This window comes from Rothia halotolerans, assembly GCF_004136635.1.
GTDB classification, from domain to species: Bacteria; Actinomycetota; Actinomycetes; order Actinomycetales; family Micrococcaceae; genus Rothia; species Rothia halotolerans.
Genome location: NZ_NOIU01000001.1, coordinates 605285 through 623964, shown reverse-complemented (window position 1 = coordinate 623964; position 18680 = coordinate 605285). Strand labels below are relative to the sequence as shown.

The 18680-nt window shown below is 72.1% G+C and carries 16 protein-coding genes; 10 read left to right on the top strand and 6 right to left on the bottom strand.

Going from position 1 to position 18680, the window contains the following annotated elements; genetic code table 11:
* Positions 1-6: 6 nt before the first annotated feature.
* The 6 genes from iolD to EWV39_RS02910 all read left to right on the top strand — a co-directional run bounded on the left by iolD (position 7) and on the right by EWV39_RS02910 (position 7074).
* On the top strand, positions 7-1938 hold the full coding sequence (gene iolD / locus EWV39_RS02935) for a 3D-(3,5/4)-trihydroxycyclohexane-1,2-dione acylhydrolase (decyclizing) (RefSeq protein ID WP_193554673.1): 1932 nt from the start codon (positions 7-9) through the stop codon (positions 1936-1938).
* A gap of 10 nt (positions 1939-1948) precedes the next feature.
* On the top strand, positions 1949-3454 hold the full coding sequence (locus EWV39_RS02930) for a CoA-acylating methylmalonate-semialdehyde dehydrogenase (protein ID WP_129656779.1): 1506 nt from the start codon (positions 1949-1951) through the stop codon (positions 3452-3454).
* A 253-nt stretch (positions 3455-3707) separates the two neighbouring features.
* Positions 3708-4622, top strand: a complete 915-nt coding sequence (locus EWV39_RS02925; protein WP_129656778.1) for a sugar phosphate isomerase/epimerase family protein — start codon at positions 3708-3710, stop codon at positions 4620-4622.
* A 35-nt stretch (positions 4623-4657) separates the two neighbouring features.
* A complete protein-coding gene (locus EWV39_RS02920) occupies positions 4658-5635 on the top strand; it encodes a Gfo/Idh/MocA family protein (RefSeq protein WP_129656777.1) in 978 nt (325 codons plus the stop codon).
* A gap of 51 nt (positions 5636-5686) precedes the next feature.
* Positions 5687-6565 (top strand): sugar phosphate isomerase/epimerase family protein, encoded by an 879-nt coding sequence (locus EWV39_RS02915; RefSeq protein ID WP_129656776.1) that lies wholly within the window; start codon positions 5687-5689, stop codon positions 6563-6565.
* 317 nt (positions 6566-6882) lie between these two features.
* Positions 6883-7074, top strand: coding sequence for a hypothetical protein (locus EWV39_RS02910; protein WP_129656775.1), 192 nt, complete (start codon positions 6883-6885; stop codon positions 7072-7074).
* Positions 7075-7168: 94 nt separating this feature from the next.
* On the opposite strand, the gene EWV39_RS02905 is transcribed toward EWV39_RS02910, so the two are convergent.
* From EWV39_RS02905 to EWV39_RS02885, 5 genes are all read right to left on the bottom strand, one after another.
* A complete protein-coding gene (locus tag EWV39_RS02905; RefSeq protein ID WP_129656774.1) occupies positions 7169-8209 on the bottom strand; it encodes a Gfo/Idh/MocA family protein in 1041 nt (346 codons plus the stop codon).
* Between the two features lie 242 nt (positions 8210-8451).
* A complete protein-coding gene (locus EWV39_RS02900; RefSeq protein ID WP_129656773.1) occupies positions 8452-9660 on the bottom strand; it encodes a Gfo/Idh/MocA family protein in 1209 nt (402 codons plus the stop codon).
* A gap of 205 nt (positions 9661-9865) precedes the next feature.
* On the bottom strand, positions 9866-10639 hold the full coding sequence (locus tag EWV39_RS02895) for a sulfite exporter TauE/SafE family protein (RefSeq protein ID WP_129656772.1): 774 nt from the start codon (positions 10637-10639) through the stop codon (positions 9866-9868).
* An 8-nt stretch (positions 10640-10647) separates the two neighbouring features.
* On the bottom strand, positions 10648-11535 hold the full coding sequence (iolB, locus tag EWV39_RS02890; protein WP_129656771.1) for a 5-deoxy-glucuronate isomerase: 888 nt from the start codon (positions 11533-11535) through the stop codon (positions 10648-10650).
* Positions 11536-11669: 134 nt separating this feature from the next.
* Positions 11670-12407: a GntR family transcriptional regulator gene (locus EWV39_RS02885; RefSeq protein ID WP_129656770.1), complete on the bottom strand. Its 738-nt coding sequence runs from the start codon at positions 12405-12407 to the stop codon at positions 11670-11672.
* A gap of 194 nt (positions 12408-12601) precedes the next feature.
* Between EWV39_RS02885 and EWV39_RS02880 the strand changes: the two genes are divergently transcribed.
* From EWV39_RS02880 to rarD, 4 genes are all read left to right on the top strand, one after another.
* Complete coding sequence (locus EWV39_RS02880) at positions 12602-14071, top strand: sugar porter family MFS transporter (RefSeq protein WP_202864874.1); 1470 nt, start codon at positions 12602-12604, stop codon at positions 14069-14071.
* 73 nt (positions 14072-14144) lie between these two features.
* The gene (locus tag EWV39_RS02875; RefSeq protein WP_129656769.1) at positions 14145-14744 is read left to right on the top strand and encodes a pyrimidine dimer DNA glycosylase/endonuclease V; all 600 of its coding nucleotides are present in this window, start codon (positions 14145-14147) and stop codon (positions 14742-14744) included.
* Positions 14741-16171, top strand: a complete 1431-nt coding sequence (locus EWV39_RS02870; protein WP_129656768.1) for a TIGR01777 family oxidoreductase — start codon at positions 14741-14743, stop codon at positions 16169-16171. Before EWV39_RS02875 ends, EWV39_RS02870 begins: the two co-directional genes overlap by 4 nt.
* A gap of 38 nt (positions 16172-16209) precedes the next feature.
* Positions 16210-17223 (top strand): EamA family transporter RarD, encoded by a 1014-nt coding sequence (gene rarD, locus EWV39_RS02865; RefSeq protein WP_238147981.1) that lies wholly within the window; start codon positions 16210-16212, stop codon positions 17221-17223.
* A gap of 13 nt (positions 17224-17236) precedes the next feature.
* Here rarD and EWV39_RS02860 read toward each other — a convergent pair whose 3' ends face one another.
* Entirely contained in the window at positions 17237-18631 is a 1395-nt protein-coding gene (locus EWV39_RS02860) for a hypothetical protein (protein ID WP_129656767.1), read from the bottom strand.
* Positions 18632-18680 lie beyond the last annotated feature (49 nt).

The following is an 18680-nucleotide window of genomic DNA, read 5'->3' as shown; positions in this document are numbered from 1 at the left end:
GACACCATGACCACCCAGACCCTGTCCGTCAGCCAGGCGCTCGTGAAGTTCCTGAGCAGCCAGTACACCGTGGACCGCATCGGGGCGCACGAGTACCGGGAGCGCACCATCCCCGGGATGTTCGGCATCTTCGGCCACGGCAACGTCGCCGGGGTGGGGCAGGCCCTGCGCCAGTACCAGGAGCAGGACCCGGCGCTGATGCCCTACTTCCAGGGCCGCAACGAGCAGGCCCAGGTGCACCAGTCGGTCGGCTACGCCCGGCACGTCCGCCGCCGCGCGACCTACGGCATCACCACCTCGATCGGCCCGGGCTCCACCAACCTGGTCACCGGCGCCGCGCTCGCGACCACCAACCGGCTCCCGACGCTGCTCTTCCCCTCGGACGTCTTCGCCACGCGCGCCACCGACCCGGTGCTGCAGCAGCTCGAGCGCCCCGACGCCTACGACGTCACCGTCAACGACTCCCTGCGTCCGATCTCCCGGTACTTCGACCGGGTCTGGCGCCCGGAGCAGCTGTTCTCCGCGCTGCTCAACGGCATGCGGGTGCTGACCGACCCGGTCGAGACCGGCGCGGTGACCATCGCCCTGCCGCAGGACGTCCAGGCCGAGACCGTGGAGGTCCCGGAGGAGTTCCTCGCCGAGCGGGAGTGGCGCATCCGCCGCCCCGACGCCGAGGACGAGGACGTCCGCGCCGCGATGGACCGGATCCGCTCGGCCAAGCGCCCGGTGATCATCGCCGGCGGCGGCGTGCACTACGCCTTCGCCGTCGAGGAGCTGCGGCGGTTCGCCGAGGCCACCGGCATCCCGGTCGCCTACACGCAGGCCGGCGTCGGCGTCATGGACTGGGACCACCCGCTGTGCCTGGGCGCGGTGGGATCCACCGGCTCCACCGCCTCCAACGCGCTGGTGGGCGAGGCGGACCTGGTCATCGGCATCGGCACCCGCTACGAGGACTTCACCACCGCCTCCCGCACCGCGTTCCAGAACCCGGACGTGGCCTTCGTGAACATCAACGTCGCCTCCTTCGACGCCTTCAAGCACGGCACCCGCGTGCCCGTGGTCGCCGACGCCCGCAAGGCGCTGCTGAAGCTCAACGACGCCGTGGGCGGCCACCGCGTGGGCGCCGAGCTCGGGGAGCGGGTCGCCGAGGAGAAGGAGCGGTGGGACGGCATCGCCGACGCCGCCTTCGCCGAGCGGTACCGCCCGATCCCCTCGCAGAACGAGATCATCGGCACGGTCAACTCCGCGATGGACGACCGCGACGTCGTGATCTGCGCCGCCGGCTCCCTCCCCGGGGACCTGCACAAGCTGTGGCGGGTCAAGGACCCGTACGGCTACCACGTGGAGTACGCGTACTCCTGCATGGGGTATGAGATCGCCGGCGGGCTGGGGGTCAAGCGCGCGAGCCTGCACGAGCGGGACGGGCGCGACGTCGTCGTCATGGTCGGCGACGGCTCCTACCTGATGATGCACACCGAGCTGGTCACCGCCGTCGCGGAGGGAATCAAGCTGATCGTGGTGCTCATCCAGAACCACGGCTACGCCTCGATCGGCGCGCTCTCGGAGTCGCTGGGGTCCCAGCGCTTCGGCACCAAGTACCGGTTCCACGACGACGAGCGCCAGAGCTTCGACTCGGGCGAGCGGCTGCCGATCGACCTGGCGGCCAACGCCGAGTCCCTCGGGGTCAGGGTCATCCGGGTCCAGCCCGGCGAGGCCGTGGCCGAGGACCTGGCCGCCGCCGTGGCCCGCGCCAAGGCGGAGCCCGAGGGCTCCGGGCCGGTCCTGATCCACGTCGACTCGGACCCGATGGTCGACGCGCCCTCCTCGGAGTCGTGGTGGGACGTCCCCGTCACCGGCACCGCGGAGCTCGCCTCCACCCGGGAGGCCTACCAGACCTACGCAGAGAAGAAGTCCACGCAGCGCCCGCTGCTCGGCTAAGGAGAGAACATTGAGCACTGACATCCTGCACTTCATCAACGGCGAGGAGACCGCCGGCTCCGGCGAGCGTCGCCAGGACGTGTACAACCCGGCGACCGGCCAGGTGACCGGCAACCTGCACCTGGGCGGCCAGGACGACCTGAACGCCGCCGTGGCCGCGGCCAAGGAGGCCGGCGAGCAGTGGGGCGACATGTCGCTGGCCAAGCGCTCCGCCGTCCTCTTCTCCTTCCGCGAGCTGGTCAACGCCCACGCCGACGAGCTGGCCGCGATCATCACCTCCGAGCACGGCAAGGTCCTCTCGGACGCCAAGGGCGAGGTCAAGCGCGGCCTCGAGGTCGTGGAGTTCGCCTGCGGGCTCTTCGAGCTGCTGAAGGGGGAGTACTCCGACCAGGTCTCGACCGGGATCGACGTCTACTCCTTCCGCCAGCCGCTCGGCGTCGTCGCCGGCATCACGCCGTTCAACTTCCCCGTCATGGTGCCGCTGTGGATGTCGCCCGTCGCGATCGCCACCGGCAACGCCTTCATCCTCAAGCCCTCCGAGCGGGACCCCTCCGCCTCGGGCCTGCTGGCCAAGCTGTGGAAGCAGGCCGGCCTGCCCGACGGCGTGTTCAACGTCCTGCACGGCGACAAGGAGATGGTGGACGGCCTGCTGGAGCACCCGGACGTGGACGGCATCTCCTTCGTGGGCTCGACGCCGATCGCCAAGCACATCCACGAGACCGGCACCCGCAACGGCAAGCGGGTCCAGGCCCTGGGCGGCGCCAAGAACCACGCCGTCATCATGCCCGACGCCGACATGACCATGGCCGCCGAGCACCTCAACGCCGCCGCCTTCGGCTCCGCGGGCGAGCGCTGCATGGCGATCTCCGTGGCGGTCGCCGTGGGCGACGCCGCCGACGAGATCGTCAGCCGGGTCAAGGACCTGGCGGCGGGCATCAAGGTCACCGACGGCACCGATCCCGACGCCGACATGGGCCCGGTCATCACCCCGGCCGCCAAGGAGCGGATCGAGCGGATCGTGGGCGAGGCGCAGCACGACGGCGCCGCCGTCGTCCTGGACGGCCGCGACCTGATCGTGAAGGACCACGAGGAGGGCTTCTTCGTCGGGCCGACGATCCTGGACAAGGTCAACCAGACGATGAGCGCCTACGAGGAGGAGATCTTCGGCCCCGTCCTGGTGGTCCTGCGCGCCGAGTCGCTCGAGGAGGCCATCGAGATCATCAACGCCAACCCCTACGGCAACGGCACCGCGGTGTTCACCTCCAACGGCGCCGTGGCGCGGACCTTCCAGCGCAAGGTCCAGGTCGGCATGATCGGCATCAACGTGCCGCTGCCGGTGCCGGTCGCCTGGCACTCCTTCGGCGGCTGGAAGAACTCGCTGTTCGGCGACCTGCACATGTACGGCCCGGACGGCGTCCGGTTCTACACCCGCGGCAAGGTCATCACCCAGCGCTGGCCCGAGCCGACCCACGTGTCCGGGGCGTCCTTCGCGATGCCCTCCAGCAGCGACCACTAGCGGACGACGCCGGCCCCGCCCGGCCTCCGCGCACCCCGGGCCCGCACCCGTCCTCGGACCCGTGCCCGTCCCGGGGCGCCGTCCGTGCCGGGTGGGGCCGGCGCGGACGGACCCAGGCCCTCAGGCCCCGCCCCTCCGGGCCGGCTCCCAGGGCTCTGGGCACGGGCGGGCGGCACCGCGACTCCCGCCTCCGCCGCCCGCCCGCGCCCCACCGCCCCATCCCAGACCTTTCGACGAGGAAAGCGAACAGCACATGACCGAGAACAAGCTCATCATCGGGACGGCCCCCGACTCCTGGGGAGTGTGGTTCCCCGAGGACGAGAAGCAGACCCCCTGGCAGCGCTTCCTCGACGAGGTCGCCGAGGCGGGGTACAAGTGGATCGAGCTGGGGCCCTACGGCTACCTGCCGAGCGATCCGCAGACCCTGGCGAAGGAGCTCAAGGAGCGCGACCTGAAGGTCAGCGCGGGCACGGTCTTCACCGCCTTCCACCGCGGCCACGAGCAGTGGGACCTGGCCTGGGAGCCGGCGCGGAGGGTCGCCGAGCTGACGGCGGCGATGGACGGCAAGCACGTCGTCGTCATCCCCGCCCAGTGGCGGGACGACAAGACCGGCAAGGAGATGGAGCCCCGCACGCTCGAGGAGCGCCAGTGGGAGGAGCTCGCCAGCGGCCACGACCGCCTGGGCCGGGTGCTGCAGGAGGAGTTCGGGCTGTACCAGCAGTTCCACTCCCACGCGGACACCCACGTGGAGACCATGGACCAGATCGAGAGGTTCCTGGCCATGACCGATCCGAAGTACACCACCCTGTGCCTGGACACCGGACACGCCGAGTTCGGCGGTGCCGACTCGGTCGCGCTGATCGAGCGGTACCCCGAGCGGATCGGCTACCTCCACCTCAAGCAGATCAACCCCGACGTGCTCGCCGAGGTGCGCAGGAACGACTGGGACTTCGGCCGCGCCACCGCCGAGGGCGTGACCATCGAGCCGCCGCACGGCCTGCCGGACCTGCGCCTGGTCATCGAGGCCGCCGAGAAGCTGGACCGTCCGCTGTTCGGCATCGTCGAGCAGGACATGTACCCGGTCGGCGACTTCGACGTCCCGCTGCCCATCGCGACCCGCACCCGCAAGCACCTGCTCAGCTGCGGCTCCCGCACCGTCCCCGCCTAACCGCCTCCCCAGGCCACCCGGAAGGAAACTCACCAATGACTCAGGAACTGCGCATCGCCGTCGTCGGCGCCGGCCGCATGGGATCCGACCACATCGAGCGGATCCGCCGCCGCATGGAGCGGGCCCGCATCACCGCGATCGTCGACATCGACGAGCCGAAGGCCCGGGCCGCCATCGACGGCATCGAGGGCGCGAAGGTCTACACCGACTTCACCGAGGCCATCGAATCGGGCGAGGTGGACGCGGTGCTGGTCGCCACGCCGGGCTTCCTCCACGAGCAGGTCCTCCTGCCCACCCTGACGGCGGGGCTGCCGATCCTGTGCGAGAAGCCGCTGACGCCCGACTCGGAGTCGGCGTGGCGGGTCGTGCAGGCGGAGGCCGCGGCCGGCCGCAGGCTCATCCAGGTGGGCTTCATGCGCCGCTTCGACGCCGGATACCGCGCCGTGCGCGCCGCCGTGGAGTCCGGGGAGCACGGCGAGCTGCTGGCCCTGGACTGCGAGCACATCAACCCGGAGGTCCCCGACGCCTACACGGGCAGGAACCTGATCGACGACACCGTGGTCCACGAGTTCGACGGCATGCGCTTCCTGAGCGGCGAGGAGATCGTCTCGGTGCGGGTGGCCGGCGGCCGGCGCTCGAAGCACGCCAAGAAGGGCCTGATGGACCCGGCCCAGATCCAGATGGAGACCGAGTCCGGGGTCCGGATCACGGTCAACACCCACGTCACCTCGCAGTTCGGCTACGCCGTGACCACCCGCGCCAGCTTCGAGGACGCCCACCTGCAGGAAGGGGTCGACGTCGTCACCCCCGGCTTCGAGGAGCGCTTCCTGGACGCCTACGACGCCGAGGTCCAGGAGTGGATCGACGCCTGCCTGGCCGGCGAGCTCGCCGGCCCCGACGCGTGGGACGGCTACGCCGCCGCCGCGTGCTGCGAGGCCGGGCTGAAGGCCGTGGAGGACCTCGGCCGGAGCTACCCGGTCTCCCTTCAGGAGAAGCCCGAGCTGTACCGGTAGGACCGGCGCCGCGCCGTCTCCCTCCCGCCCCGAACCTCTCGAGGAGCCACCATGAAAATCGCCTTGGACCCCACCCCCTTCCACCGCACCCACTCGCTGCTGGAGTTCCCGCGGCTGGTCAAGGACCTCGGGTACGACTACTTCCAGATGACCCCGCACCCGGACTTCATCCCGTTCTTCAACCACCCCAAGGCCGACGACGACCTCGTCGCGGACCTGGGGAAGGCCTGCAAGGACGCCGGCGTCGAGATCGCCTCGATCCTTCCCGTGCTGCGCTGGTCCTCGCCGGACCCCGACGCCCGCGAGGCAGCGGTCCGCAACTGGAAGCGCGCGATCCAGATCGCCGTGGACCTCGGCGTGCAGCAGATGAACACCGAGTTCTCCGGCCGCCCCGAGCTCGCCGAGGAGTCGGAGCGCGCCTTCTACCGCTCGATGGAGGAGCTGCTGCCGATCATCGAGCGCGAGGGCATCCACGTGGCGATCGACCCGCACCCGGACGACTTCGTGGAGAACGGCCTGGAGGCCTGGCGGGTCATCCGCGGGGCCAACTCCAAGAACCTCGGGTTCGTGTACGTCTCCTGCCACTCCTTCCACATGCAGGAGAAGCCGCTGGACATCATGCGGACCGTGGGCGACCGCATCCGCGTGGCGCACGTGGCCGACACGATGGACCACCACCGCTCCAACGGACTGCGGTACATCACCAACCCTCCCGGCAGCCCGGCGCGCGTGCACCAGCACCTGAAGGTGGGCGACGGCGACGTCGACTGGGACGAGTTCTTCGGCGGCCTCGCCGAGGTCGGCTTCCTCGACTCGCCCGACACGGTGCTGGTCTCCAGCGTCTTCGGCGAGAACGAGAACGCCGACGAGGTCTCCCGCTACCAGCTGCGCACCATGCAGGAGCGCGTGAGCGCGGCCCGCAAGGGCTGAGCGCGAGCCGGCTACCCGGCTGAGGGCGGCTCCCTGACGACGTGCGACGTCGTCGGGGAGCCGCCCTTTCGCGTACCCGAGGTCGGGCTTGCGCGTGCCCGCGGCTGTTCTTTCACGTTCCCGGGGACGGCCTCGCGCGTTCTCTGCGCCGTTCATTCGTGTCCCCGGGATCGGCTGGCCCGCCTGCCCGCACCGACTGGTGCCCCCCGTGGGTCTGGCGCGAGCGGCGGCGCCTGTGCTTGGCTGGAGGTTATCGATACGGCGTCGTCCGTGCCGCCCTCCCGGGCGGAGGCGGGGCGCCCCAGGAGGTGGAGACCGTGGCTGCGGACCAGCATGAGGACCGGAGGAACGCCGGCCGGCGCGAGCCGGACGAGGCGGAGTCGAGGATCGGCATGTCCGCCGAGGAGGAGCAGCGTGAGGCCCGGCGGCCGGACGCCACCGAGCCCGCCGACGAGGGCGTGGGCGCGCTGACCGACGAGAAGGGCCGGGAGCCGGACACCGAGAACTAGGCCGGGAGGTCGGGGGTGGGTGCCGCACCCCCGGCCGCAGGTGGGCGGGGGCGCGGCCCTCCGCACCGCTAGGGCCCCGCACGATGTCGTGCGCTCAGCGCAGCGGCTCGACGTTCTCCGGCTGTCCCGTCTCCGCGGAGCGCTGAGCCGCGAGCGCGATCTCGAAGGCGTGCAGGCCCGAGGAGGGCGGGCTCGCGTTGCGCCCCTGCCCCGTGACCAGCTCCACGAACTCCTGCATCTCGCGCACGAAGGCCGGCTCGAAGCGCTCCTGGTAGCCCTCGTACACCGTGCCGGGGGAGTGGATCCCGCCCTCCTGGTCGATGTGGGAGACGGCGAGGCCCTCGGTCTCGCCGACGGAGTAGGTGGCGCGGCTGCCGTGGACCACGGTGCGCACGTCCTGGCCACTGGCGTTGCCGCGGATCCCGACCAGCGTCGCCACCAGCCCGGAGCCGAAGTGCAGCACGGCGTGGGCGGTGTCGATCTGGCCGTGCTCGGCGTGCGCCCGGTCCTCCAGGGCGCCGCCGGCGGCGTAGACGCGCTCCACCCGCTCGGAGACCAGCCAGGGGACGGCGTCGAAGTCGTGCATCATCAGGTCCAGCCAGAGCCCGCCGGACTCGCCGAGTGCCTCCGGGCTGGCGATCCGGCGGTCGGCGTTGACGGCGTGGACGGAGCGCAGGGTGCCGGCCCGCTCGGCGTCGAGCAGGCCCTTGAGCGTGCGGTGCTCCTGGCTGTGGCGGCGGTGGAAGCCGACCATGACCCGCTCGTCGGCGCCCGCGGACTCGACCTCGCGGAGCAGGCGGAGGTAGTCGTCGGCGGTCAGGGCGAGGGGCTTCTCGACGAAGGCGGGCAGACCGCGGCGCACGGCCTCGACCACCAGACCCGGGTGCGCGCGGCCCGGAGTGGCGATGACGACGCCGTCGGTGACCTCGAGCGCGCCCTCCAGGTCGGTGGTGGTGCTCAGGTCCACCTCCGCGGCGGCCTCGGCCCCGGCCCGCTCCCGCACGGCCTCCGCGGAGTGCGCGAGCCGGTCCGGGTCCCGGCCCACGAGCTCGACGTGGGTCAGGCCGGGCGTGGACATCAGGTGGGCGGCGTGCATCCTGCCGATGCCGCCTGCCCCGATGACGGTGATCTTCATGGCGGGTCCTTCCTGCCGTGATGGGCCGGGACGGACGGCCCGGCCGCTGTGTCCGTGGGTCCCACGCTAGTCCACCCGGCCCTCGCGCGTCCGGGCCCCGGAGGATCTGTGGACGAGCGGCCGCGTCGGCGCAGGAAGATTCGCCGGGCGCGGAAGGCCCCCGGCGGAGAGCCTGGAGCAGGCGCCCTCCGCCGGGGTCGGAGCCGGTGCGAGAGCTCCCTCCCGCACCTGCCGGGCGCGGATCAGGCCACGCGGACCTCGGCGCCGTCGCGCTCAGCGGACTGGGCGATCGCCTCGATGACCTGCAGCGTATGCAGCCCGTCGGCGAACCCGGCGCACGGCTGCAGCCCGGTCTCGACGCCGGCGACCTGGCCGAGGAACGCCCGGGCCTGGATCGCGAAGTTGTCGTTGTAGTTGTAGCCGATGCCGGGGGCATCCATCGCGCAGGAGTTCGCGAACAGCGGCGTCTCCGGGTTGACGAGCACGCGGCGCTGGCCCCGGGTCTCGGCGCTGGCCTGGGCGTCGTCGTACATGAACTCGGCGGGCTTGGTGATGTCGAAGGCCGCCTGCGCCCTGGGGCCCACCACGTGGTAGGTCTGCGAGTTGGGCGTCCCGAAGGCCACCCGCGAGATCGTGTAGGTGCCCACCGCGCCGTTGGCGAAGCTGCAGGTGAAAGTCAGGAAGTCCTCGTTCTCGACCGGCTCTACCTCGTCCGAGACCTCGACGTGCTGATGCCCGACGACGGCGCCCAGCGGCAGCGGGCGCTCCTTGGTGATGGTGTCCATGAAGGCCCCGCGCACGGCCGTGACGGGGCCGTTGATCTGCTCGCCGGTGTCCAGGACGTGGGAGCCCAGATCGCCGAGCGCGCCCGAGCCGGGACCGCCCTTGTAGCGCCAGGACATCGGCGCGCGCTCGTCGCAGGAGTAGTCGCACAGGTAGGTCGAGATGAAGTTGGTGACGGGGCCGAACTCGCCGCTGTCCACCTTGGCCTTGATGGCGTTCAGGGCGGGCATGCGCCGCACGGTGTAGCCCACCGAGGTGATCAGCGGGCGGCCCTGCGCGTCGGTCCTCTGGCCGTACTCGCGCTCGAGCTCGACCATCGCCTGGGCGTCCTCGAGGGTCCCGGCCAGGGGCTTCTCGCACAGGATGTGCTTGCCGGCCTCGAGCAGGCCGCGGGCGATGGGCAGGTGCAGGGCGTTGCCGACGACGATGCTCACGGCGTCGATCTCCGGATCCTCCGCGACCTGGCGCCAGTCCGAGTAGGTGCGCTCGAAGCCGTAGCGGCGGGCCGTGTCCTCGCCCAGGGGGACGTTGGCGTCGGCCACGGCGGCCAGGCGGATCTGCGGGAAGTCCGACTCGTAGACCGAGCCGGCCTGGCGGTATCCGTACGCGTGCGCGCGCCCGGCCATTCCCGCTCCGATGACTGCTACGGACAGTGGGGTCTCGACCAACGTTCCTCCTTGAACTGAATGACAGTATGTAAGGACAATTATCCGGAGGTGGTGTGATCCGCGTCAACCCTGGGTCGGTGTCTCGCCAGATGGTTCCCCGGGTGCAGCGTGGCCGGGTCGCCGCCGTGACCCCCGTGGGGCGTCCTGCCGGCCCCGGCCCGCCCTCTCGGGGTCCCCGCCGACCCGTGGCCGGGCCGGGCGCGGGCTAGAGGAGCAGGTAGACGGCCCCCAGGAGCGTGAGCACGACGATCGCGCGGTCGAATACCTGCTGCCGGATGCGGTCGGCGAGCCAGCGGCCGGCGAGGGCGCCGATGATCACGGCGGGCACCAGCACCAGGTCGAGCACCAGGGTGTGGGCGCTGACCAGCCCCAGCCCGATGGATACCGGCAGCTTGAGTAGGTTCAGGGTCGCGAAGAACCACGCGGCCGTGCCGAGGAAGGCGTGGACGGGGAACCTCGCGGAGAGGAAGTACATGGACATGACCGGCCCGCCGGCATTGGCCACCATGGTGGTGAACCCGCCGAGCGAGCCGTAGCCCGTGGAGCTCAGTCGGGAGGCGGTGCGCACGCCGCCGCCCGGATCGGTCCCGTCCCCGGCGGCTCCCCGGCGCCGCGGGCGGCGCTGCCACAGCGTGAAGCCGACCAGCATCACCAGCAGGACGCCGATGACGCGGCGCACCCAGGCGTCGTCGGCCAGGGCCAGGAAGACCGCGCCCAGCGCGAGTCCGGCCAGCACGGAGGGCGCCAGGCGCAGCAGCGTCGGCCAGTGCGCGTGCCGGCGGTAGGACCACATCGCGAAGGCGTCCCCCACCAGCAGCAGGATCAGCAGCGCGCCGGTGGACTCCCGGGCGGGCAGGACCGCGGCGAAGGCGGCGATGGAGAGGGTGTTGACCCCCGGCAGGGCGGTCTTGGAGACCCCCACCAGCACCGCCGCCACCGCGAGCAGCGCCCACGCGGCGGGCGCGACGTCGGCCAGCATCCTCGCCCCTAGCCTCCGAAGGGCAGGCGGGAGTCGACGTCCTGGCCCTCCCACTGCTGGCGGACCCAGCCGTGGTGGGGGTCGTCGCTGATGAGCCACTTGCGGACGGGGCCCGGCCCCGCCATCACGTTGAGGTAGTACAGGTCGTAGCCGGGAGGGGCCATGGCCGGCCCGTGCCAGCCGTAGGGGACCAGCACGACGTCGCCCGTGCGCACCTCGGCGTTGACGTCGATCTCCCGCTCGTCGGAGGCGTAGACGCGCTGGTAGCCGATCGCGTCGACGGCCTCGGCGGGGGCGTCGGGAGTGGTCCGGGTCTCGAAGTAGTAGATCTCCTCAAGCCGGGTCTCGCCGTCCTTCTCCTCGTCGTGCTTGTGCGGCGGGTAGGAGGACCAGTTCCCGGCGGGGGTGAGGACCTCGCACACGATGAACCGGTCGGCCTCCAGGGCGTCCGGGGTGCCGAAGTTGCGGACCTCGCGCGAGCAGTTGCCCGCGCCGCGCAGCTCCAGCGGAGCCTCGTCCTTGCGGATCAGGCGGGTGGGGTGCTCCCGCCGGGCGGGGGCGCTCGCGACGGCGACCCGGACGCCCTCCTGGCCGGAGAGCTCCAGGGCGCGGCCGACGCCGGTGTAGAGGACGTCGGTGGGGCCGTGGAAGACCGAGGCGCGGCCCGCCAGCTCGTAGGCCTCGCCGTCGACGCTCGCGGTGACGTCGCCGGTCAGGGGGATCACGATGCGCTCCTCCTCGGCCGCGTCGAGGCGCAGCGGCTCGCCGCCCAGCGTCGCGGTCCGCAGGCCGGTGTGCTCCCAGCCCTCGACCGTCAGCGATGAATCGTGCCCGCCCAGGGAGATGTCCCAGGGGCCGTCGGCGGCGCTGCCTGCGGGGTAGACCCAGTTGGTCATGGGGGTGTCCTTTCGTCGTCGGTTCCGAACGGAGGTATCAGAGGGGCGACGCCGTCGTGCGGCGGCTCCCGGCGGGGCCGGGCGCGCGGCAACCTTCCCCGAAGGGGACGCGCGGTGCGGCGCCGGCCCGGCTCTCAGGCGGAGAGCGTCAGCTCGAAGGAGTAGGAGTCGGCGCGGTAGACGTGGCGGCCGGTCTCGACGCGGCGCCCGACGTCGTCCGTCGCGGTGCGGGCCATGGTCACCAGGGCCGCGCCCTGGGTCGTGTGGAGCAGGTCCGCCTGGGCCTTGGTGGCCACCGCGGCGCCGATCTTCTGGTTCGCGAGGCGGAAGTTGACCCCCGCCTCGCGGAGCAGGGCGTAGAGGCCGCGCTCCCGGAGGATCTCGGCGCTGAGTTCGGCGATCGAGGTGGGGACCCAGTTCTCCATGATGGCCAGGGGCGTCTCGCCGCGGCTGCGCAGCCGCTTGAGGTAGTAGACGGGGGCGCCCGCCGCGATGCCCAGCCTCTCCGCGACCTCCGCGGCGGCGGCCTCCTCGCGGAAGGCGAGGACCTCCGTGCGCGGACGCGCGCTGTCCTCGGTGAGGTCGTCGTAGAGGGAGGTCAGCCTGACCGGGCGGCGCACCTCGGAGGCCACCACCTGGGTGCCGACGCCGCGTTTGCGGACCAGCAGCCCCGAGCGGACCAGCTCGTCCATCGCCTTGCGCACGGTCGGGCGGGAGAGGTGCAGCTCCTTGGCGAGCGCCAGCTCGTTGCTCAGCATCGTCCCCGGCGGCAGGCTGCCCGCGGAGATGGCCGACTCGATGCCGTGGACCAGCTGGTGGTAGAGCGGCACGGGGGAGGACCTGTCGATGGTGATGTCTAGAGGCGCTGCCATGGTCTGCTCCCGGATCTCGTCGAGGCCGTTTGTCTCATTGTTAGGACATTGAGCCCCACCCTAGCAGAGTGGCCCATCTCTCGGGATGCATAGCCTCGAAAAGTGCTTGAATGAAGGGAAGACCCCGGTGCGCGCTGGCAGCCAGCGCACATCGGGTTTATTGATGTATTGAGTTGTGAGGAGGAACGCCGGAGATGTCTCAACCATCCGGAGGACGCGGTGACGAGGCCGTGAAGGAAGCCACGAGCCGCGAGGCGGATGGGGGAGCGCCCGGGGGCGGTACCAAGCTCAACGGCAGGATGCGGTTCATCGCCGTCATCCTGACCTTCGGTGGGCTGCTCTTCGGCTACGACACCGGCGTCGTCAACGGCGCCCTGCCCTCCATGACCGCGGACTTCCAGATGAGCCAGCAGTACGAGGGCTTCATCACCTCGGCGCTGCAGTTCGGCGCGATCTTCGGCGCCGTGTTCGGCGGGCGGATCTCCGACCGCTACGGGCGGCACCGGACCATGGTGGTCGTGGCGATCCTGTTCACGCTGGGCTCCCTGGGCTCGGTGCTCTCGCCGGCGTGGTGGGTCCTCTCCGGGTTCCGCGTCATCCTGGGCCTCGCCGTCGGCGGCGCCTCGGTGACCATCCCCGTCTACCTCGCCGAGCTCGCACCCTCCCACCTGCGCGGGCGGATGGTCTCCCAGAACGAGTTCATGGTGGTCTTCGGCCAGTTCCTCGCCTTCGCCTTCAACGCCGGGATCACCGGCGTCATGGACGCCGAGCACGCCAACACCTGGCGCTGGATGCTCTCCGTGTGCCTGGTCCCGGCCATCGTGCTGTGGGCGGGCCTGACGGTGGTGCCGGAGTCGCCGCGCTGGCTGGCCCGCGGCGGCCGCATCGACGCGATGCTGAAGGTCCTGCGCGAGATCCGCGAGCAGGCGTACAGCAGCCGCGAGGGCGACGAGGTCAAGCGCCTCGCCCAGCGCGACGAGAAGGCCTCGCAGGGCACCCTGGCGGAGCTGTTCTCGGTGCGGTGGATGCGCCGGATCCTCTACATCGGCGTCGGCATGGCGATCATCAACCAGATCTCCGGGATCAACGTGGTGCAGTACTACGGGGTCTCGATCCTCACCGACGCCGGCTTCGAGGGCAACGCCGCCTTCGTGGTCAACCTGCTGATCGGGCTGGCCGGCGTGGTGGGCGTGGGCATCGCGCTGGGGATCATCTCGCGCGTGCGGCGCCGGACCATGCTCACCGTGGGTCTGTGCGCCACCATCGTCACCCTGGGCCTGCTGGCCTCGACCGCGGTGTTCATGCCGGACGAGAACCCGATGAAGAAGTGGATCATCCTCGGCTCGATCGTGGTCTTCGTGGGGTTCATGCAGTGCTGCATCGGCACCATGACGTGGCTGTTCATGTCCGAGATCTACCCGCTGAAGGTCCGCGGCGTCGCGATGGGCATCAGCACCGGCGTGCAGTGGACCATGAACTTCCTGGTGGCCCTGCTCTTCCCGATGCTCTCGGCCGCGCTGGGCCTGGGGGCGACGATCGGGCTCTTCGTGGCGCTGCAGGTCCTCGCCCTGATCTGGGTGCGGCTCAAGGTCCCCGAGACCAAGGGCAAGTCGCTCGAGGAGATCGAGGACTCCTTCAAGGAGGCGGAGCCCGCGACGTCGTGACCGGCGGGGCTCGCGGGTAGGCTGGGGATCAGACGGCCGCCCGGCGGCCCCCACGATCGGAGGGAGCGCTCCCGTGAGGCTCTGGTCCCTGCACCCCGACCACCTCGACGCCAAGGGCCTGGTGGCCGGCTGGCGCGAGGCGCTGCTGGCCCAGAAGGTGCTGGCCGGGGCCACCCACGGGTACCGCAACCACCCCCAGCTGGTGCGCTTCAAGAGCGCCCCCGACCCGCAGGCGGCGATGTCCGCCTTCCTGCGCCCCCTCGCGGAGGAGGCGGCGGCCCGCGGGTACAACTTCGACCGCGGGAAGATCATTCCGGGTCCCCTCATCGCCGCGGAGGCCGACGTCGCCGACCCCGGCCCCGACCTCACCGGCCTCGGCTTCGTCGACGCCCGCCATGCCCCGGCCGCCCCCGCAGCGGTCGACGGCCCGGCGCCGGCCTCCCGCTCCGACCCGGAGGCGCCCGCCGAGGCCCGGGTCCCCCGCATCCCCGTCACCGAGGGGCAGGTCCGCTACGAGGCGGAGCTGCTGCTGTTCAAGCTGCGCATGCGCTCGCCCAAGACGGTCGACGCCTTCGAGGCGCTGCTGCGCTCCGGCCTGCCCCGTCTGCACCCGCTGTTCCGCCTGGTGCCGGGCGAGGTGGAGCCCTGGGAGAAAGTGAGGAACGACCTATGAGCGTCTTCCGCTACTCGGCCACGATCCCGCGTCCCCGCCAGGAGGTGGCCGGCTGGTACGCCTCGCCGGGCGCCGTCGTGCGGCTCAGCCCGGACTGGAGCTCGAAGGTGCTGCAGGAGCCCACCGACGGGCTCGAGGTGGGCTCGGTGACCCGGCTCCTGATGGGCGTGCCCTGGGCCGACGGCGCCCTGCCCGCCGGGCTCCCGCTGCGGGGCGGGGTGCGCTGGCGCGCCGTCCACACCGAGTACGCCCCTGGCGAGGGCTTCACCGACGTCATGGACCGCGGCCCGCTGCGCTCCTGGCGGCACCGGCACGCCTTCACCGACGCGCCCGGCGGCGGCACCGAGGTCTCGGACCGGGTCGAGTACGAGCTCCCCGGCGGCCTGGACCGCAGGTTCCGGCTCGGCGCGCGGGCCTTCGAGGGCGAGCTGGAGCGGGTCTTCGGCTTCCGCACCCGGAACACCCGCGCCGACCTCGACTTCCACGCCCGGCTCCGCGAGCTGCGGCCCGAGCCGATGACGGTCGTGATCGCGGGCGCCTCGGGGCTGGTCGGCACCCAGCTGAGCGCGCTGCTGCGCTCGGGCGGGCACCGGGTGATCGCGCTGAGGCGGCGGAGCGGGCCCAGCCGGAGGCTCGGCGAGGACGCCATCGCCTGGGACCCGGCCCGCGGGGTGCTGGACGCGGAGCTCCTGCGGGGGACCGACGTCGTCGTCAACCTCTCCGGCGCCGGCATCGCGGGTCCCTTCACCCGGAAGCACCGCCAGGAGGTGCTGGACTCCCGCCTCGACGCGACCGGGACCATCGTCCGGGCCATGAGCGCGGTGGCCGGACGCGGCGGACCGCAGACCCTGGTCAGCGCCTCGGCCAGCGGCTACTACGGGCACGACGCCGGCGAGGTGGACGAGTCCGCCGCCCCCGGCGAGGACTTCCTCGCCGAGGTCTGCCGGCGCTGGGAGGCGGCGGCCGCGGAGGCGGAGACGGCCGGCATCCGGGTCGCGACGATCCGCACCGGGCTGGTGATGAGCGCCGGCGGCGGCCTGCTGGCGGCCCAGCTGCCGCTGTACCTCGCCGGTGGAGGGGGTCCGATGGGCGGCGGCCGGATGTGGCAGCCCTGGATCTCCCTGGACGACCTCGTGCAGATCTACGCCTGGACCGCCGCGAGCCCAGGGATCTCCGGGCCGGTCAACGCGGCGGCGCCCGGCGGCGTGAGGCAGGCGGAGTTCGCCAGGACCCTGGGCCGGGTGCTCCGGCGTCCGGCCGTGATCCCGACGCCGGCCGCCGCGCCCGCCGCCCTGCTCGGGAGGCAGGGAGCGCGGGAGCTCGCCCTGAGCAGCGCCCGGCTCGTGCCCGGCGTCCTCGCGGCCCACGGATACACGTTCCGGTTCACTCGGCTGGAGGAGGCGCTGAGGCATACCCTGGGGAGGTGACTCCTCCCAGCGAATCCTCAGCGAACGAACCCGCCGCAGTGACCGGGGCCCTGCACGCCGTCATCCCGCCGGGCGGCGATCCGCCGGCGGGGCAGCGGGCGGTCTCCGGGGAGGAGGGTGCCCCCGGCAAGGAGGGCTCGCGGCTGCGCGCGGGCGTCCTGCTGGCCCTGGGCGCCTACGGCATCTGGGGCTTCCTGCCGCTCTACTTCAACGCGCTGACGGGCATCCCGGCCCTGGAGATCCTCGGCTGGCGGATCGTGTTCTCGCTGGTGCTGTGCCTGGTCCTGGTGACCGCGACCCGCTCGTGGGGTCGGGTGGTCGCCGCCTTCCGCGCGCCGCGGATCAACCTGACCCTGGGACTGGCGGGGTTCATCGTCTCGGTCAACTGGCTCGTCTACATTATCGCCACCACCACGGGGCACGTCCTGGAGGCCTCGCTCGGCTACTTCTTCAACCCGCTGGTGACGATCGTGCTGGGCGTGGTCGTCCTGCGCGAGCGGCTGCGTCCGATGCAGTGGGTCTCCGTGGGGCTGAGCTTCGCGGCCGTCGTCGTGCTCAGCGTGGACTATGGGGCGCTGCCGTGGATCTCGCTCGTGCTGGCCGTCTCCTTCGCCCTCTACGGGCTGGTGAAGAAGAACGTGGGCTCGCGCGTGGACGCGCTGACGGGGCTGAGCTTCGAGACGGCGTGGCTGACGATCCCCGCCGGGATCTTCCTGATCGTCGTCGGGGCGGGCGGCGGCCTGGCCCTCACCGGGGCGGACACGCCGACGACGCTGCTGCTGGTCGCCTCCGGGATCATCACCGCGACGCCGCTGCTGTGCTTCGCCGGCGCCGCCTCGCGGCTGCCGCTCTCCGCGGTGGGCATGTTCCAGTACCTGACCCCGATCCTGCAGTTCCTCATCGGCTACCTCGTCTTCGGGGAGCACATGTCGACGGGTCGCTGGATCGGCTTCGCGATCGTGTGGCTCGCCGTGATCCTGCTGATCCTCGACGCCGCGCGCGCCGCCGGCGTCAACCGGCGGGCGGCGCGCCTGGCCCGGCGGTGCGGCTAGGGGCCGAGGCGGCTCACTCGAAGGCCAGGCTCCACTCGGTCTCGCCGTAGGTGCTCTCGACTTGGACCAGGACCGGGTCGTCCTCGCTGCTGGCGGGGAGCTTCACCTCCGTGTCCGAACCGGCCTCGATGCTCTCCGTGAAGAGGGTCTCGCCGTCCATGCTGTACCCGGTGACGGTGAGGCCCTCCTTGCCGCTGCGGTAGGCGAACGTCGCCGTGGTGCCGTCGCCGGTGTAGCCGAAGGCCACGCTGCCGCTGAGGACGGCCTCGTCCTGGTCCTCGGAGATGCCCAGGGCCTGGGTGTCGTAGACCTTGAGCTCCCAGACGCCCTCGTCGTCGGCGTCGATGCTGAACCCCTCCGTCGAGTAGAAGTCGTCGGGGTCCACCCAATGGGAGCCGGCGGTGGTGCCGATCTCGTTGGCCAGCAGGTCGCCCTCCTCGCCGGCGTCGAGGCCCCAGACGATGAAGTTGGAGTCGCCCTGGTACCAGTACTCGACGTAGTAGAGGGTGTTCGGGTCGAGGTCCGCCTCGACCCTCTGCTCACCCCGGCCGTTGAAGGAGTAGACCGGGTCCGCCGTGGTGGCCTCGATGCCCTGGTCCGGACGGGTGCCGCTGGGCCGGGCGCCGGGGTCGCCGGAGGCGGGCGCCTGCGAGCTCTCCGAGGGGGAGGACGAGCTCTCCGACGGGGAGGACGAGGACGACGCCGAGGCCGAGACGGAGGGGCCGACCTCGCGGTCGTCGTCGGCCACGGGGTCCCCCGCCGAGCGGAAGAAGCCCACGAGGACGATGACGAGGACGACGATCAGGATCAGCAGGACGGCTCCGATGATGGAGAGGATCCCGGCGGTGGAGGTGAAGAAGCTCTTCTTCCGCGGGGGCTCCTGAGGGGTCCCGCCCGGACCGCCGGCGTCCGCGCCGCCCCAGCCGCCTCCGCCCGCGCCGGTTGCACCGCCCGCGCCGGCCGCCGCGCCGGAGCCGGCGGGAGCGGCACCGGCCCATCCCTGTTCAGGGTCTCGGGCGGAGGCGGCCGAGGCCGCGGCCCATCCGTCATCCTGCCGTCCCCCGCCGGATGCCGCGTTCTCCGGGGCGTCGGGACCGGCTCCGTCGGCGGTCCCTAAGGGCGCGGGCTCACCGGGCGCGGGTTCTCCGGCCCCGGACGCTGTGGCCCTGGTCCCTCCGACCCCGGACCCTGCGGCCGCAGACCCGTCGGCGACGTCGGCCTCGCGGCTCCCGGGGGCCGGATCCACCGGGACGCCGTCCGGGCCCACAGGCCGGCCCTGCTCGTCCTTCCAGAAGACCCAGCCCTCCGGGGCCGGGCCCCAGGAGGGGTCGGGCTGCCAGCCGGGACCCGGGCGCCAGCCCTCCGGGGGCTGGGGCCAGTTGGGAGGGGCGTTGAACGTGTATGCCATGGCGTTTTTCCTCGAGAGGGTGCGGGCCCTCGGCTTCCATGCCGCCGGC

Coding starts and splice junctions, on each gene's coding strand:
- EWV39_RS02905 (WP_129656774.1), bottom strand. CDS start 8,209: ATGAAGATCACCGTCATCGGGGCAGGCGGCATCGGCAGGATGCACGCC.
- EWV39_RS02925 (WP_129656778.1), top strand. CDS start 3,708: ATGACCGAGAACAAGCTCATCATCGGGACGGCCCCCGACTCCTGGGGA.
- iolD (WP_193554673.1), top strand. CDS start 7: ATGACCACCCAGACCCTGTCCGTCAGCCAGGCGCTCGTGAAGTTCCTG.
- EWV39_RS02920 (WP_129656777.1), top strand. CDS start 4,658: ATGACTCAGGAACTGCGCATCGCCGTCGTCGGCGCCGGCCGCATGGGA.
- EWV39_RS02860 (WP_129656767.1), bottom strand. CDS start 18,631: ATGGCATACACGTTCAACGCCCCTCCCAACTGGCCCCAGCCCCCGGAG.
- EWV39_RS02880 (WP_202864874.1), top strand. CDS start 12,602: ATGTCTCAACCATCCGGAGGACGCGGTGACGAGGCCGTGAAGGAAGCC.
- EWV39_RS02895 (WP_129656772.1), bottom strand. CDS start 10,639: ATGCTGGCCGACGTCGCGCCCGCCGCGTGGGCGCTGCTCGCGGTGGCG.
- EWV39_RS02915 (WP_129656776.1), top strand. CDS start 5,687: ATGAAAATCGCCTTGGACCCCACCCCCTTCCACCGCACCCACTCGCTG.
- EWV39_RS02870 (WP_129656768.1), top strand. CDS start 14,741: ATGAGCGTCTTCCGCTACTCGGCCACGATCCCGCGTCCCCGCCAGGAG.
- EWV39_RS02885 (WP_129656770.1), bottom strand. CDS start 12,407: ATGGCAGCGCCTCTAGACATCACCATCGACAGGTCCTCCCCCGTGCCG.
- iolB (WP_129656771.1), bottom strand. CDS start 11,535: ATGACCAACTGGGTCTACCCCGCAGGCAGCGCCGCCGACGGCCCCTGG.